Source organism: Chryseobacterium sp. W4I1 (assembly GCF_030816115.1).
Lineage (GTDB): Bacteria > Bacteroidota > Bacteroidia > Flavobacteriales > Weeksellaceae > Chryseobacterium.
On record NZ_JAUSXQ010000001.1, the window covers coordinates 653,150 to 669,892 of the forward strand.

A 16,743-nucleotide genomic window follows, 5' to 3' on the forward strand; every position below is an offset into this window, starting at 1 on the left:
GCAGACTTTTGTTAAATAAGCAATCCATCATAGAAAATATTTAAAATTAATATTCAGAAACAAATAAAAATAGATTTTAATAATTATTTTTGTTGAACTTAACATATATTAAAATAATATTAAAACAATATGGCGTCTGGTTTTTTTGCAATTTTAGATGATATTGCAGCGTTGATGGATGATGTAGCCGTTACAAGTAAAATAGCTACACAGAAAACAGCCGGTATCTTAGGTGATGACCTGGCTGTGAATGCAGAGAAAGCCACTGGTTTTCTTTCTTCAAGGGAAATTCCGGTTTTGTGGGCAATTACAAAAGGTTCTTTTATTAACAAGTTGATTATTCTTCCTGTTGTATTCCTTCTAAACTGGCTTTATGCTCCGGCAATTAATTATGTGCTGATTCTGGGAGGTTTGTACCTTGCTTTTGAAGGAGTTGAAAAAATCATAGAATTTCTTTTTCATCGAGATAAAAAAGGCCATGAAGTTGTGGAAGAAATTGTAGAAGATGAAAGAAGTGATGAAGAAATAGAAAAAACAAAGGTAAAATCGGCCATTACCACGGATTTTATTTTATCTATTGAGATTGTCATCATTGCTTTAGGAACGGTTTTAGAAGAAAGTCACCCTTTTATTACACAGATTTTGGTGACAAGCCTGGTTGCATTTATAGCGACAGTGGGAGTTTACGGAATTGTTGCTTTAATTGTAAGGATGGATGATGCAGGATTCAAATTAATCAAAAAAAGTAATGATAAAGGCTTCTTTGGAAAGCTTGGGCATTTATTGGTGAAAGCCTTACCTATTGTTATTAAAGCTTTAGGGATTATTGGTACGGTTGCTTTGATTATGGTTGCCGGCGGTATTTTTGCCCACAGAGTGGAATTTCTTCACCACTTTTTGCCTTCCTGGTCTTCTGATAAGTTTCTTACTATTTTAAAAGAAATTATTCTCGGACTTACAGGAGGATTAGCTGCTGTTGCGCTTTTTACAATGGGAAAGAGTGTTGTTTCTTTGGTAAAGAAGAAATAGGACTGATATATAATAAACGACTCGGAGCGGCTTCGTAGAAGCCGCTCCGAGTCGTTTTAAAATCAAAAAAATAAAAGAGACTTGCTAAAAAGTCTCTTTTAAATATTTAATTGAATAAATCTTTTACTTTATCAAAAAAAGTTTTTTCTTTTCCGGAAGGTTCTGCAATCATTTCTCCGCTGGACATCTGCTTTTCAAAGAAATCTTTCTGCTCCTTTGTTAGCTTCTGTGGTGTCCATACATTGATATGGATGAACATATCGCCTTTACCATAGCTGTCAATGCTTGGAAGACCTTTTCCTGCCAGTCTCAGGATCTTTCCTGACTGTGTCCCCGGATCAATAGTAATTTTCACTTTACCACCTACAGTAGGTACTTCTTTCTTAGCGCCCAACGCAGCTTCCGCATACGAGATATATAATTCCTGGTGAAGGTTATCGCCTTCTCTCTTGATCGTTTTATCTACTTCCTCTTCAATGATCACCAATAAATCACCCGGAATTCCACCGAATGGAGCATCATTTCCTTTTCCTCTTACATTAAGCTGAATACCGTCTCTTGCACCCGCCGGAATATTAATTGAAATTTCCTCTTCATCTTTGATCAGTCCCTGCGCATTGGCTCCTGCAGGAATTTTATCGGCTACTTTACCGATTCCCTGACAGGTACCACAGGTAGTCTGCGTCTGCATCTGTCCGAACATCGTGTTCATCACTTTAAGCTGAACACCGGAACCGTTACAGGTAGGGCATACTTTTGAAGTAGCACCTTCTGCCATCTTCATTTTTTTGACTTTGATGGTTTTCTGTGTGCCGTTCACCATTTCTTCAAGATTCAGTTTGATTCTGATCCTTAAATTGGAACCCTTCACCTGCTGACGACCTCCGCCGCCACCGCCAAAACCACCGAAGCCTCCTCCTCCGAAAATATCTCCAAACTGGCTGAAAATATCTTCCATATTCATACCGCCTCCGAAGCCTCCGCCTCCGAAACCACCATTGCCGCTCATTCCGGAATGCCCGAACTGATCGTATCTGGCACGTTTCTGATCGTCGCTAAGGACTTCATAAGCCTCAGCCGCTTCTTTAAATTTTTCTTCAGCTTCTTTATCACCGGGATTCTTATCCGGGTGAAATTTGATCGCCATTTTTCGGTATGATTTCTTTATCTCTTCAGCTGATGCAGATTTACTGATCTCAAGAACTTCGTAATAATCTCTTTTTGACATAATGCTTATAATTGATTGTTGATGAGTGATAAACAATGTATATCCATCATTGATCACTCATCATTTATCATTAATATTTTTAGTTTCCTGTTACTACTTTTGCAAAACGGATCACCTTATCACTTAAAGTATATCCTGTTTCAATAACATCTACGATTTTGCCTTTTAGATCTTCCGATGGTGCAGGAATCTGTGTAATTGCCTCATGGAAGTCTACATTGAAGGTGTCTCCTGCATTTACTTCCATCGCTTTTAAGCCTTTTTCGGTAAGTCTGTTTTTAAATTTCTGATAAATGAGTTCTACACCCTGAAGGTCAGATGAATTCCCGTTTTTAGCAATTTCTTTTAAAGCTCTCTCGAAATCATCCAGAATTCCAAGCATGGAAATCATCATATCCTGATTGGCATACTGGAAGAATTCCATCTTCTCTTTTGCCGTTCTTTTTTTATAGTTTTCGAACTCTGCATACAATCTGATGTAACGGTCTTTTTCCTCTGCCAAAAGTTCCTCCGGAGTAGGTGTAGCTGTCACATTGTCTTCAGATGCCGCTTCGTTCTGAATTTTGTTTTCTTCCTGATTATTGATGCTTTCTTCGTTAATATCCTTATTTTCCATAATCCAATATTTATTTAAAGATTGTTTCACAAAGAGTCTGCCAAATATAAAATATGGACATTAAGGCAGAATATGACTGCCTTAATCGTGAATAAGAAGGATGAATTTGCCAATTTTGCTTTGCAAGTGAGCAGATTATTGTAGGTAGTATGATTTGTAATTAATCTTTCACTATTCAAAATTGTTGGATTTTTTTTGTGAATGGTCAATTTTGCTTCGCAAGTGAGTTTGTGAATTATTGGTTGTTGTAACGACTCACCATTGACAATTCAGTATTCACATTCGTTGAATATTTCTGTGAATGGTCAATTTTGCTTCGCAAAGTGAGCTGTGAATTATTCGTTGCTGTAACAATTCACCATTGATAATTCAGTATTCACATGGTTGAATATTTCTGTGAATGGTCAATTTTGCTTCGCAAGTAAGTTGTGAATTATTGATCTAACGATTCACAATTCTCTATCCTGTAAACGTTTGATAGAGCAGATATAGGTTTAAAACAATAATGACAACTGAGATAATCCAGACGCAGATTTTTAGAAAAGGTTTGTTTACAAATTCTCCCATTTTAGCTTTATCATTGGTAAACATTACCAGTGGCACTACGGCGAAACTCAGCTGCATTGATAAGATGACCTGACTTAAAACCAGCAGATCGGTTGTTCCTTTTTCACCATAAAGAATGGCGACAATTAAAGCTGGAATTACAGCGATCAGTCTGGTGATCAGTCTTCTGAGCCATGGTTTTAATCTGATATTTAAAAAGCCTTCCATGACGATTTGACCCGCAAGGGTTCCGGTAAGTGTAGAATTCTGACCTGATGCCAGCAGCGCAATTGCAAATGCAATACTTGCCATAGAAGCCCCTAAAATCGGAGTAAGCATTTTGTAAGCATCATGAATATCTGCCACATGTTCATTTCCTGTTGTATGGAATGTTGCAGCAGCCAGGATCAGGATTGCCGCATTGATGAAAAACGCGAGCATCAGGGAAACTGTGCTGTCTAAAGTGGCAAATTTTATCGCTTCTTTTTTTCCTTCACGGTTACGTTCATAATCTCTTGTCTGGACGATGCTGCTGTGAAGATATAAGTTGTGTGGCATGACGGTAGCTCCCAAAATTCCGATAGCAATATAAAGCATCGCTGGATTTTGAATGATCTCTTTTTGAGGAACCAGCCCACCCAGAATTTCATTAAATGCCGGTTGTGAAATTACAATTTCATATATAAAACAGGCTAGAATGATAAAAATAAGTCCACCAACAATACTTTCTATCCATCTGAAACCCTTAGCCTGAAGTAAAAGAATGACCAGAACATCTACTGTAGTGATCACAATTCCCCAGGTGAGTGGAATGTGAAAGAGAAGGTTAAGGGCAATAGCTGAGCCTATCACCTCGGCGAGATCACAGGCGGCAATAGCTATTTCACAGAATATCCAAAGGATAAAATTGGTTGTGGGACTAAAATGATCCCGGCATGCCTGAGCCAGATCTCTTTCAGCGACAACACCTAATTTTACAGATAAATGTTGTAAAACCATAGCGAAAATATTGGAAATAAGAATGACCGATAGAAGTGTATACCCGAACTGTGCACCACCTGCAATATCCGTAGCCCAGTTACCAGGGTCCATATATCCAACAGCAATCATCAGTCCCGGGCCTGCAAAAGCCAGATACTTTCGCCAGAACGGAGCATTTCGTGGAACTTTTATAGAGGAATATACCTCCGAGAGGGAGTGGGAAGTTTTATCTTTACGCCAGGCGTTATTTAATTTAAGATTCATAAATGTTAGAAATGACTAACAAATTTAATTAAATAAATATAAATACAAAATTCAGAACAAAAAAAATCCCGGAAAATTACTTTCCGGGATTCTGTTTTATCGATTTAAGATTTATTTTGCAAATCTTACCGCCATTTTTCTGTCTGCAGCTCTTTCAGCATCAGAAGCTTTAGCATCTACTTTAGCAAATTTGCTTCCGTAACCTTCTGCTTCTAAAACCTGAGCACCAACTCCAGCTTTAACTAAAGCAGACTTAATAAATTCAGCTCTTGCTTTAGATAGTTTTACATTGTTTGCTTCGTTACCTGTTTTATCAGTATAACCTCCGATTTTGATCTTTGCATCCGGGAATGCTTTTAAAATTGCTACTAAATTATCAAGCTGCCCCTGAGAACCTGCTTCCAATTCTGTAGAACTTCCCATTTTGAAATTCACATGGTCAAAATCATACCATTTATCTTTTAATGCGGCATCGTCTGCAGCATTTTTATAATCTCCAGATTTCAGGAAGGTGATCATTTGATCTTCCATTCCTCCTTTATAACCTTTCAGCATCACACCGTTAAGATCAATGTTTTCATCAGTTTTAGCTGCCGGAGCAGTTGTCGTAGCTGATGTATCTGTAGTGGTAACAGTTGCAGCTGTATCCGTTGTAGATGCCGTAGAATCAGTTGTTGTTGTAGTGGTAGTGGTTTGTTTCTTTTCACACTGTTTCCACAAGAAATAACCTGCAGCAATTAAAAGTAAAAGCGGAAGCAACCATTTCCAGATAGATCCTCCGCCATCATTATTATTTCTGTCAGGATTGGTTCCTGCAGCTGTTGTACTTCTTGTAACTTCTATTTTAGGCTCTTCGCTGGCAGCTGGTCTAATCGTATCGTTATCGTTATCAAACTTATACCCTTTTGCCCAGTCTCCGATATTCAGAGAAGCAAGAGAAAGTCCTGCTGGCAGAAGTGAAGAAATAATTCCCTTTTGTTCTCCTAATAGGTTTGAAATACCAGATTTATCCAAATTATTATCAGCAGCATATTTTCCGATAGTACCTACCGTAGCTCCTGTCACTAAGTTCAGCAGCGAACTGGAAGAATTATTACTAATTCCTGCATAAGTAGCAATAGCATTTACTATTCCGCTGATCTTGTCTCCAAAGATAGAAGTCAACAGATTGGAAATTACAGGGCTACCAGAAGTACCTCCAATTAAATTTCCTAAAATACCACTCGACGAGGCATTGGTAATTGCATCCAAAACTCCCGGATTATTAGAATTATTTGCTAATCCTCCTAACACTGCAGGAAGCATACCTCCAATTGCTTTTGAAATACCTGATTCACTTTCTCCAAATTGTGAAGCTGCTTGTGAAACCAAAGCGGGACCTAGCTGTCCTTTAATTAAATCAATGACATTTAAAGACATAATAAATTATTTTTTAGATTAATGTTGCATAAATTTAAACAAAAATCTGTCCAATGTTATTTTTTTTTGAATATTTATTTAATTTTCAGCTAAGTTTTTGAAAATCATCAAAAAAAATTAATATGCTTTTGCGAATAATACACGTCTTTTAGAAGGCTTTCCACTGATGAGAGAAATACCTTCTTCGGTATCATCATCTAGAGGTATACATCTGATAGTAGCTTTCGTTTCATCCTTGATCTGCTCTTCTTCTTCAGCAGTTCCATCCCAATGTGCATAGATAAAGCCTCCTTTTTCTTCCAGCACTTTCTTGAATTCTTCGTAATTATCTGCTCGTGTAATATTATCCTTTCTGAAGTTTAAAGCATTTTCATAAAGGTCTTTCTGGATGGTCTGCAGTAATTCTTCGATATAAGTATCAATACCTTCAATGGAACGAACTTCTTTTGTAAGGTTATCTCTTCTTGCGATCTCTACAGATTTATTTTCCAGGTCTTTAGGTCCTAAAGCTATTCTTACAGGAACACCTTTTAATTCATATTCTGCAAATTTCCATCCCGGTTTGTTATGCGTATCGTCATCAAATTTTACGGAAATTCCTTTGGCTTTCAATTTAGACTGAATATCATGTGCCACTTCGCTGATCTGCGCCAACTGTTCATCTCCTTTAAAGATCGGAACAATAACCACCTGAATGGGTGCCAAAGTTGGAGGAAGTACCAATCCGAAATCATCAGAATGGGTCATGATCAGGGCGCCCATAAGACGTGTGGAAGTTCCCCATGATGTTGCCCAGGCATGTTCTATCTTACCTTCTTTATTGGTAAACTTTACATCGAAAGCTTTTGCGAAGTTCTGTCCAAGGAAGTGTGATGTACCTGCCTGAAGGGCTTTTCCGTCCTGCATCAATGCTTCAATACAATAAGTTTCATCAGCTCCGGCAAATCTTTCAGACGGAGTCTTTATTCCTTTAACAACAGGCATCGCCATGAATTTCTCAGCAAAATCCGCATAGACATCATTCATTTTTTCAGCTTCTTCTATTGCTTCGTCTTTGGTAGCATGTGCTGTGTGGCCTTCCTGCCATAAAAATTCTGCCGTTCTCAGGAAGAGACGGGTTCTCATTTCCCAACGGACAACATTGGCCCACTGGTTGATTAATATAGGAAGGTCTCTGTAAGACTGGATCCAGTTTTTGTAAGTATTCCAGATAATGGCTTCAGAAGTAGGACGCACGATAAGTTCTTCTTCTAATTTTGCATCCGGATCTACAATAAGTTTGTGTGGATTGTCCGGATCTGTTTTTAGTCTATAGTGGGTAACTACTGCACATTCTTTAGCAAAACCTTCTGCATTTTTTTCCTCGGCTTCAAATAGGCTTTTGGGCACAAAAAGCGGAAAATAAGCATTAACGTGACCTGTTTCCTTGAATCTTTTATCCATTTCATCACGCATTTTTTCCCAGATTGCATAGCCGTATGGTTTAATCACCATGCATCCTCGCACTCCAGAGTTTTCAGCTAAGTCAGCTTTTACCACCAACTCATTATACCATTTGCTGTAATCTTCGCTTCTTGAGGTTAATTTTGCCATTATTTTTTAAAATTTTTTTAACTTTTGTACATTATTGTAATCTAAAAATAAAAATCTATTTTTGATAGATTTTTTTACCAGTGTTTTGGTACATTTTTGGTACAGGTTGCAAATATAATTTAAATTAAAAATCTTTACGTTATCATGAAAAGAAATATACATAAAAATTTGCTTGGTCTGCTAAAATCCAAAGGGATTCTGGCAATATCAGGCGGATTACTACTTGTGTCCTGTGGCGCTCAAATGGGCGGTTATACAGAGACCGATGGGGTATACTATGACCCTAATAAAGATACGCTGCCAGAAGGAGTGATCATCAATGATGGCGGAAACAGAGTAGGTGAAAATTACGATTATTACCAGGACTCTAATGTGATTCAAAATGCGCAGGCTAATTCCAGAGAACAAGATAACAGATACAATACTTGGAGTGATAACAACTGGAATACCAATGCTACAGATTCAGACTGGGGTGCATTTGCCGGTGCTCAGACCAACTATTATGACAATTCCTGGGGATCTCCTTGGGGATGGTATGGTGGTTATAGCCCTTATTGGGGTATGAACCGCGGTTGGGGCTGGGGTATGGGCTTATCCTGGGGCTGGGGCGGATCTTTCGGCTGGGGCTGGGGAGGCTCTATGGGCTGGGGAAATCCTTACTGGGGCGGATATTATGATCCATTCTGGGGTGGATACTACGGTTATCCATATTACGGTGGCGGTTACTGGGGTAACAGTTACAGACCAATTTATAGCAGAAGAAGCGGTGGCGGCGGTTTCAGTAATCCTGGTTTAACGAATGCTGTGTATAGAACCAATACGTCCAGAGGCGGTTTCAGAAACAGTGGAAACGGTTTCCAGAATAACAATAGCGGTTTCAGAAACGGAAGCACCAGCGGAGGTTTCAGAAATGGTTCCAATGGCAGTTACAGAAACAATGGCTCATATAACAACGGAGGATTCCGACAAGGGAATTCGAACGGAGGCTATAGAAATCAGCAACAATCAGGTGGATTCCGTAATTCAGGTTCTCAACCGAGACAAAATTATAACACTCAACCTAATTATAATAATGGTGGTTTCCGATCCAATGATGGTGGCGGCTTCAGATCAGGCGGAAGTTCTTCCGGCGGTTTCAGAAGCGGTGGTTCTTCCGGTGGCGGTATGAGATCCGGCGGCGGAGGTGGCGGCTTCAGAGGCGGCAGATAATTTCAAACTTAATAACTATTAAAAAAAATAATGTTAAAAAAATCTTTAGTATTAATGGGCGTTGCCGCAGCATTTTTTGCGCAGGCTCAGGATGTTTCTATATTAAGAAATACTGTAGATGTTTATTCCAGCACTCCTATGGTGGGTTCGTCAAAGTTTAATGCAATGGCAGGAGCTAACGGAGCATTAGGAGGAGATGCCAATTCACTGCTGACGAACCCCGCAGGTTTAGGGGTTGCCATTTCGGGAGAAGTTTCAGGAACGCTGTCTATTGCAGCCAATAAAAATAAAAGTACCTGGGCAGGATCTACCATCGATTATAGTAAAACAAATACCGATCTTGGAAACATAGGAGCAGTAATGTCTTTCCCTCTGATGAGTGCATCAGGATGGAAATTTATCAATATCGGGATTAATTACTCCAATCAGTCATTGGATAATTATGTGGAATCTCCTGGAAGCAGTGATGTTATCAAGGATTTTACTGATAAGAGTGCATCATTTGCGGGGCATGCTTATAACAGATATGGAAACCTATCAAAAACAAGCTTTGGGGTAGGAGCCAATTATAATCATAATGTATATATCGGTGCAGGATTGAATTTTTTCAATGCATCAATTGATCAATATGATACTGCAGCTTTCCAATCCTTATCAAATGGCTCTTTAGAATATTTTGACAGACAGAGTACTCCTTTTCTTGAAAGGTCTTCAGGTTTTTCAGCTTCTGTAGGGGTGATCGGTAAACTTAGTCCTAATTTCAGAATCGGAGGTGCTATAGAAACACCTACATTCTGGCGTATAGACAGAGATTACAGGTTCTATAATGATCCGAATTTCGGAGATGGAACGGATAGTGAAAGCCGTGATCTTACAACACCGCTTAAGGCTACAGTAAGTGCCGCATTTGTTGCCAGCAAAAACTTCTCATTAAATGTAGATTATACGCTGGGTCTGACAAAACCTAAATACAAAGTCGTTACAGGTACAGAAACTGAACTCAACAGTTTCTTCAAAGATAATTATAAAAACTTATCTGAAGTAAGGATAGGAGCAGAATACAGATTAAAACAGTTTAGATTAAGAGGAGGTTATTCTTATGTATCTAATCCTTTTGATGCTTTGACGGTAAGTCAGGTAAATCCTGATGCTTCCACTTCAGACCAGTCATACAGCAATATGATGCTTAACAGCAGAAACCTTGCTTCATTCGGTTTGGGATATGATTTCAAATCTTTTTACATAGATGCATCATACCAGTATGTGACCTCTAAATACAGTAATCCTTTCTTACGAGGTATTGAAACAGGAAACCCGAGTACTGATACTGCCTATTATTCAGATAACAGTATTCTGTCATCAGATTATTTTGTAGTCTCAGAAGTGAAAAATAACAGAAATAACTTCTTTATTACATTCGGCTGGAAGTTCTAATTCCAGATTGTGTAATGAGTGATTAAATTGAGGCTCCGGATCGTAAGATCCGGAGCTTCTTATTTTTCGTTGAATTAAATGGTGAACTTGTTACTTAAGAATATCTGTTCTATACTTCATCCTTAGACTCTTAATGAGAATGTCCTGTAGGATGATGATGGAAGAGATGCATAATCAATGCTAAAGAAACACCAAGGATGACAAGACCAATTTTTATCCAGTCGATATTGTGGTTTTTATTACTTTCAAAAATGATCACGGATGAAATGTGGAGAAAAATCCCTCCTACAATAGCCAGAAAATAGGGTTGCAGATCAGGATTAAAATAATTTCCCAATAGCATTCCCATCGGTGAAGCCAGCGCAAATAAGGCCACAATCAATAAAGACGGATAAGGCGAAGTCTTAGACTCATTCTTTCTGTTAAATAAAAATGCACCGAGTATAAATGAAATCGGAAGATTATGAAATACAATGCCCAGAAGATAAGGGGACAGTTGCTGCTCTTCGTTGGCTAAGGGAATACCTTCAATAAAAGCATGAATAAACAACCCTACCATTAATGCAACAGGAAGAATATTATGCTCACTATGATGATGGAAATGTCCGTGCTCAAAACCCTTTGTTAAAGCTTCAAGGATCATCTGAAGCAGAACTCCTGCGATAACGAAAATTCCAAGGCTGCTTCCTGCTTCTGAAGTATAAACCTGCGGAAAAACCTCGTTCAAACAGATGGTGATCAGAAATCCTGCACTCAGAACCAAAAGATTTTTAGCCAGCTTTTCTTTTTTTCCGAAATGCTTGCCGAGGAAAACTCCTGTAATAACGCTTAATATCAGTAAAACAACTGTTATCATGCTTTTTTCTTAAATAAATTGATGCAGCGTGGTGAAACTTCCCTGTTAAATTCATTCAGCTGATAATCACCCCAGATCTTTACCCTTTCAAAACCGCATTCTGATGCATAAGAATTAATGGCCTCCAAAGTGTGAAGCTTCACTTTTTCAAAGAAATGAAAAGGTTTTCCGTCCGCTTCAAAACGGATGTCCTTAACGATATGTCTTCCCTCAATCTTTTTCAGGATTTTAAAATCAATAGTACCACGGGTTATTGTGGATTCAGGAGTTATATTTCTTCTTACATATTCTTCATTTAGATAATCCAGAACAAAATAACCTCCCGGTTTTAAAACATTGTAAACCGACTGGAAAACTTTTTTATCATCATTTTCATTATCAAAATATCCGAAACTCGTAAATAAATTGAATACGGCATCCATAGGATCAGCATCAATCGGGTTTCGCATGTCATGAACACCGAAGAGCAAGGTTTGAGTTTCAAACTGTTTGTCGAATTCTATACTCTGTCTGGAAAGATCCAGTCCCAGTACATCATAGCCCAGTTTATTCAGAAAAACAGAATGTCTTCCTTTTCCACAGGCCAGATCAATGATCTTGGATGAAGGCGGTAACTGAAGGTCTTCAGTAAGCTTCGTAATGAAATTTTCGGCTTCCGTATAGTCTCTGTTACTATAAAGAAGATGATAATAAGGTGTATCAAACCAAGATTCAAACCATTCCATAATGCAAAAATAACTAAATTTGTGCGGTTAAAAGCAAAGTATTTAAATATTGAAAGAGCGAAAAATTCAATTTACAACAAAATTGAAACTGTAATCTTTTCATTATTAAAGCATTAAATCTTTTAATTAATATTTATGGACACAGAAAATCTAAAAATTCAGATAAAGACATTCTTCGGACTGGAGCAGATCCTTGCTGAAGAGATCAAAAAATTGGGCGGAAAAAACGTTGAAATTAAAAACCGGGCAGTCAATTGTGAAGGCGACCTCGGTTTTCTTTATAAAATTAATTACTCTGCAAGAACAGCATTAAAAATTTTAATTCCCGTTTTTGAATTTAAGGCATTCAATCAGCACCAGTTTTATAATAAACTTTCGGGCATTGCATGGGAGGAATATATGGATGTAGATCAGTCTTTTGCTATTGATTCCACCGTAAATTCTGAAACGTTCAAACACTCACAGTTTGTGACTCTTAAAATGAAGGATGCTATTGTGGATTATTTTCAGGATAAATTTAAAAGACGGCCTAATGTAGAGACGAGAAGTCCTGATATCAAATTCCATCTTCATATAGACAGGGAATTGGTTACTATTTCTCTTGATTCGTCTGGAGATCCACTGTTTAAAAGAGGATATAGAAAAGAGCAGGGTGAAGCCCCAATTAATGAAGTGCTCGCAAGCGGAATGCTTCAGCTGGCAGGCTGGGACGGAAAAGGAAATTTCCTGGATCCTATGTGTGGCTCGGGGACTCTTCTTGTGGAAGCTGCCATGATCGCAATGGATCTTCCTGCACAGATATTCAGAAGAGGATTTGCATTTCAGAACTGGAAGAATTACGATGCTGATCTTTTTGCAAAAATCAAGGAAGTTAGAGTTAACAGGGTGAGAGAATTTAATGGGAAAATTGTTGGCTATGATATTGATAACAGAATGTTGCATGCTGCCAGAACCAATATTGAAGCGGCAGAAATGGATGATGTGATCCAGGTGAAAACCCAGGATTTCTTTGAGTCCAAAAAAGAACTTTTCCCGTTATTAATGGTTTTCAATCCACCTTATGACGAGAGAATATCCATCAATGATGATGATTTTTATAAAAAAATAGGGGATACATTTAAGACCAATTATCCTAATACACTGGCCTGGCTGATTTCTTCTGATCTGGAAGCCGTGAAGAAAATCGGGCTTCGCCCTTCAAGAAAGATCAAACTTTTCAACGGAAAACTGGAAACCAGATTCCTGCAGTATGAAATGTATGAGGGCACGAAAAAGCTTCATAAAATTGAAAAAGAATAATCAATAGCAAATAGAAACCTTCCCGCTACGGAAGGTTTTTTGTTATTTAATAATTCGTGATTGCTTTTACTTTATCATTTTCTTAAAACATCACCTTCATCAAATCAATAAAGTTGATTTCCTCTTTGCTGTCTCAAACCTGAAGTAATGTTAATGATCTTTGCGCTAATTTTTTTGCTCGCAGATTTAGCAGATTGCGCAGATCTCTTGCCATCTCAAGTCCAAGTAATACTCATGATGTTTGTATAAATCTATGCCTGCGGATCATCGTTAAGTTAATCAGCTTAAAGCAGAAGGTACATGCCCAAATTGTTTTTTAAAGGCATATGAGAAGTGTGAGAGATCTTCAAAACCAACCTCCAGAAATACATCCGAAGGTCTTTTTTGTTTTTCCTTTAAATAATAATAAGCCAGCTCAAGGCGTTTTCGGGTAAGCCACCGCTGCGGCGTAGTCTGAAAAACCTTTCTGAAATCCCTGTTGAATGTTGAAAGACTTCTTCCCGTCAGGTATCCAAACTTTTCCAGAGACATATTGAACATATAGTTCTTTTCCATAAATCCAACCAGATCAATTTTTCCGGGTTCTTCAAAGTCGGTCAGGACATTGTCTATATCTTTATCAATTTCCCTGAGAATACTTATAGCTTCAATGATTTTTAACGAAGCGATATTTTCCGGGAAAGGCCCTTTCATTTCAAAATATGGGATCAGGGAGGCCAGGCAGCTTTTCAGTAAAGGATGGCCTTGAAAGCTATGGATTTTAGACTCCCGGCTAAAGGTTTTGTGCTTCATTTCAATGGAAGCATAAAACTGTTTCAGCCGTTCTGTGGTAAGGTGCATTACTACAGCCTTATGGGGAAGTCCGTCTTTGGGATAATTGATGATTGTGGCCAGATGATTTCTCGGAATCAGGAAAATATCCCCGGCCTTGAATACATATGTTTTATCAGCCTGGATAATCTTTGTTTCCCCTGATATAAACCAAACCAGCATATGAAATTCAAAAACTGTTTCAGTTTTGAAAAGCCTGTCGTCATAGGTAGAGAGCTTGATGTCCGGAGTGATATACTGTATGTTGAAATCCATGATTTTAGTTTATAGATGCAAATGTATAAAATGAGATTATTCCGTATCGAATTTGAAACCAAGCATTTCTTCGCTTAACGTCCATAATCTTTCTGCATTATCTCTATCAATTGAGTAGGGCTGTACGCCGCGTATTGTTGCAGGTTCGTCAAATCTATGCTCTATATGTCCGAGGTCTATTTCGGCAATATCACAGTTTTCACAATAAATTCCTCCAATATTTTGAAGAGCGGGGCTCGTTGCACACCAAACTGTGGTAGCAGCACCTTGTGGAATTGTTTTTAATTTGGCTTCAACTTCAGGTTTTATTTTTCCATTTTTATCATGAGTTCCTATCTGGATAAAAAGGTCTATCGGTTCTTCTCTTCCAAGATCAGTTCCGTAAATAGACCCGGGATGTAAGGAATAGGCTCTGATATTGAACTTTTTTCCTCTTTCATCCAGTGCTGCAGCAAATAAATTACAGGCTGTCTTCGACTGTCCGTATCCCAGAAGGGTCTGGTATTCTCTTTGTTGAAAGTTGGGATCTTCAAAATTAAATTCGGACATCTGGTGGCCGTATGAGGAAACGCTGATAACCCTTGCGTTACCTGATCTTTTCAAAGCGGGCCAAAGTCTGGCTGTAAGATGAAACTGGCCAAGATAATTGGTTGCCAGCTGTGACTCGATACCCCTGCTGTCTCTCCGTAGAGGGACCCACATAATTCCGGCATTATTGATCAGCAAATCAAGTTTTCTTCCGGATGTCAGGAATCTTTGGCTAAAGTCATCAATAGACGCGGGGTCTATCAGATCCATTTTTTCAAGTTCAATATTCTTAATACCTGCAAGATTCTTTCCTGCTTTTTCAATATCTCTTGCAGGAACAATTAGCTTGGCTCCCGCAGATGCAAGTGCTTTAGTAGTTTCGAGGCCGATTCCTGCATAGCCGCCTGTGATGATTACTGTTTTTCCGGTAAGATCTATTCCTTTAATGACTTCCTGTGCTGTAGATTCTGCATTAAATCCTGACTGGACAGGATGCTGTAATGGTTGGGTATTCTGTATCATTTTTTTAGTTTTAAATTCTATAACAAAGGTATAAGATGCTGTTCGTACGGATTTTGTTTAAAATGTCAAATTATTGTGTTGAAAGTTTCAATGGCATGCTTTTACCTGTCTGTTTAAAAGTTAATTTCTTTGAATAAGCTGTTAAACTGTTTGTAGGATCTTCCACGAATAAGTAATTTTGACAAATTTTCAATTTGAGACCTACCATTTCCATTGTCGTTGCTATTTTCAACCGAAAGGATGAACTTTTTGAGCTTTTGAATTCTTTAACTATGCAAACAGATAAAGAGTTTGAAGTCATTATTGTGGACGATGGTTCTCTTATTGATCTTAAACCAACCATCCATAATTTCGACGGGATATTAGATATTAAATACTTCAGAAAAGACAATTCCGGTCCCGGACTTAGCAGAAACTATGGTGCGAAAAGAGCTCAGAACGAATGGCTTCTTTTTGTGGACAGTGATGTGATTGTGGAAAAGGATTATATTGAAAACATTAAAAAAGATACAGACACTATTCCATGTGATGCTTTTGGAGGTGCTGATAAAGCTCATAAAGGTTTTAATCTCATGCAGAAAGCTATTTCATACTCTATGACCTCTGTTTTTACAACGGGTGGAATCAGAGGAAGCAAAAAAGCAGTTTCCAGATTTCAGCCGAGAAGTTTCAATATGGGTGTGAAAAAAGAGGTTTTTGAAAAAGTAGGTGGTTTTTCCGAAATGAGAATCGGCGAAGATCCGGATCTATCCATGACACTTTGGGAAAATGGTTATACAACTGCCTTTTTTGATGATATTGCGGTGTATCATAAGCGGAGAGTTGATTTTGGTAAATTCTCTAAACAGGTTTACCAGTTCGGATGTGCAAGGCCTATTCTTAACCAGAGACATCCCAATTATGTAAAAATCTCATTTGCATTTCCTACCCTTTTTATGTTAGGATATATCTTAGGGTTTATAGAATATTTTATTTTAGGAAGAGGGATTATTCTGGCCTTTTACGGGCTGTATACGTTCATGGTATTGTTTCATGCAATGATTGTAACCAAAAATGTGAGCATTGCCGGCATGGCGGTGATCTCAACCTATATTCAGATGTTCTCTTACGGATATGGTTTCCTGAAATCATGGGTACTCCTGAATATTTTCAGAATGAAGCCCGAGGAAGCTTTCCCGAAACATTTCCATATAAAATAGATGATGTTTTTTCACGCAAAGATTATTTCATAGTGCTGAATCTAAGAAATGCAAAGATGAGAATCAATCTTTGATTGATTCGATTAAGCTGCCGGATAAATGCGTGTCTGATTACTTAAATAGAAAAATATTTTCTGTACTGCACTGTCATAGCAGTCTCGGAAGCTGTAGCATTAAAAAAATAAAAGCTGCCAGAAATTCTAACAGCT

Annotated in this window: 14 protein-coding genes; 5 read left to right on the plus strand and 9 right to left on the minus strand. The window is 38.1% G+C overall.

Translation table 11 applies throughout. From position 1 onward, the window contains the following. Positions 1–129: 129 nt before the first annotated feature. The gene (locus QF044_RS03130; RefSeq protein WP_307263537.1) at positions 130–1,029 is read left to right on the plus strand and encodes a DUF808 domain-containing protein; all 900 of its coding nucleotides are present in this window, start codon (positions 130–132) and stop codon (positions 1,027–1,029) included. A 106-nt stretch (positions 1,030–1,135) separates the two neighbouring features. On the opposite strand, the gene dnaJ is transcribed toward QF044_RS03130, so the two are convergent. From dnaJ to proS, 5 genes are all read right to left on the minus strand, one after another. Next, positions 1,136–2,257 (minus strand): molecular chaperone DnaJ, encoded by a 1,122-nt coding sequence (gene dnaJ, locus QF044_RS03135; protein ID WP_307263539.1) that lies wholly within the window; start codon positions 2,255–2,257, stop codon positions 1,136–1,138. 79 nt (positions 2,258–2,336) lie between these two features. Beyond that, positions 2,337–2,873: a nucleotide exchange factor GrpE gene (locus tag QF044_RS03140; RefSeq protein ID WP_373462585.1), complete on the minus strand. Its 537-nt coding sequence runs from the start codon at positions 2,871–2,873 to the stop codon at positions 2,337–2,339. 459 nt (positions 2,874–3,332) lie between these two features. After that, a complete protein-coding gene (locus QF044_RS03145; protein ID WP_307263542.1) occupies positions 3,333–4,664 on the minus strand; it encodes an Nramp family divalent metal transporter in 1,332 nt (443 codons plus the stop codon). Positions 4,665–4,775: 111 nt separating this feature from the next. Continuing rightward, positions 4,776–6,083 (minus strand): OmpA family protein, encoded by a 1,308-nt coding sequence (locus tag QF044_RS03150; protein ID WP_307263544.1) that lies wholly within the window; start codon positions 6,081–6,083, stop codon positions 4,776–4,778. A 117-nt stretch (positions 6,084–6,200) separates the two neighbouring features. Continuing rightward, complete coding sequence (gene proS, locus QF044_RS03155) at positions 6,201–7,676, minus strand: proline--tRNA ligase (RefSeq protein WP_307263546.1); 1,476 nt, start codon at positions 7,674–7,676, stop codon at positions 6,201–6,203. A gap of 144 nt (positions 7,677–7,820) precedes the next feature. Between proS and QF044_RS03160 the strand changes: the two genes are divergently transcribed. Next, positions 7,821–8,885: a prolyl-tRNA synthetase gene (locus QF044_RS03160; protein WP_307263548.1), complete on the plus strand. Its 1,065-nt coding sequence runs from the start codon at positions 7,821–7,823 to the stop codon at positions 8,883–8,885. A 30-nt stretch (positions 8,886–8,915) separates the two neighbouring features. Continuing rightward, the gene (locus QF044_RS03165; RefSeq protein ID WP_307263550.1) at positions 8,916–10,319 is read left to right on the plus strand and encodes an OmpP1/FadL family transporter; all 1,404 of its coding nucleotides are present in this window, start codon (positions 8,916–8,918) and stop codon (positions 10,317–10,319) included. A gap of 130 nt (positions 10,320–10,449) precedes the next feature. On the opposite strand, the gene QF044_RS03170 is transcribed toward QF044_RS03165, so the two are convergent. Further along, positions 10,450–11,175: a ZIP family metal transporter gene (locus tag QF044_RS03170; protein WP_373462586.1), complete on the minus strand. Its 726-nt coding sequence runs from the start codon at positions 11,173–11,175 to the stop codon at positions 10,450–10,452. After that, complete coding sequence (locus QF044_RS03175; RefSeq protein ID WP_307263552.1) at positions 11,172–11,900, minus strand: class I SAM-dependent methyltransferase; 729 nt, start codon at positions 11,898–11,900, stop codon at positions 11,172–11,174. Before QF044_RS03175 ends, QF044_RS03170 begins: the two co-directional genes overlap by 4 nt. 135 nt (positions 11,901–12,035) lie before the next feature. Between QF044_RS03175 and QF044_RS03180 the strand changes: the two genes are divergently transcribed. Then, a complete protein-coding gene (locus tag QF044_RS03180) occupies positions 12,036–13,199 on the plus strand; it encodes a class I SAM-dependent RNA methyltransferase (RefSeq protein ID WP_307263555.1) in 1,164 nt (387 codons plus the stop codon). A gap of 279 nt (positions 13,200–13,478) precedes the next feature. Here QF044_RS03180 and QF044_RS03185 read toward each other — a convergent pair whose 3' ends face one another. Both QF044_RS03185 and QF044_RS03190 read right to left on the minus strand, forming a co-directional pair. Then, positions 13,479–14,285: a helix-turn-helix domain-containing protein gene (locus QF044_RS03185; protein WP_307263557.1), complete on the minus strand. Its 807-nt coding sequence runs from the start codon at positions 14,283–14,285 to the stop codon at positions 13,479–13,481. A 36-nt stretch (positions 14,286–14,321) separates the two neighbouring features. Then, positions 14,322–15,335, minus strand: a complete 1,014-nt coding sequence (locus QF044_RS03190) for an SDR family NAD(P)-dependent oxidoreductase (protein ID WP_307263559.1) — start codon at positions 15,333–15,335, stop codon at positions 14,322–14,324. A gap of 194 nt (positions 15,336–15,529) precedes the next feature. Here QF044_RS03190 and QF044_RS03195 point away from each other — a divergent pair, with 194 nt between their 5' ends. After that, positions 15,530–16,534 (plus strand): glycosyltransferase family 2 protein, encoded by a 1,005-nt coding sequence (locus tag QF044_RS03195; protein WP_307263562.1) that lies wholly within the window; start codon positions 15,530–15,532, stop codon positions 16,532–16,534. Positions 16,535–16,743: the final 209 nt, after the last annotated feature.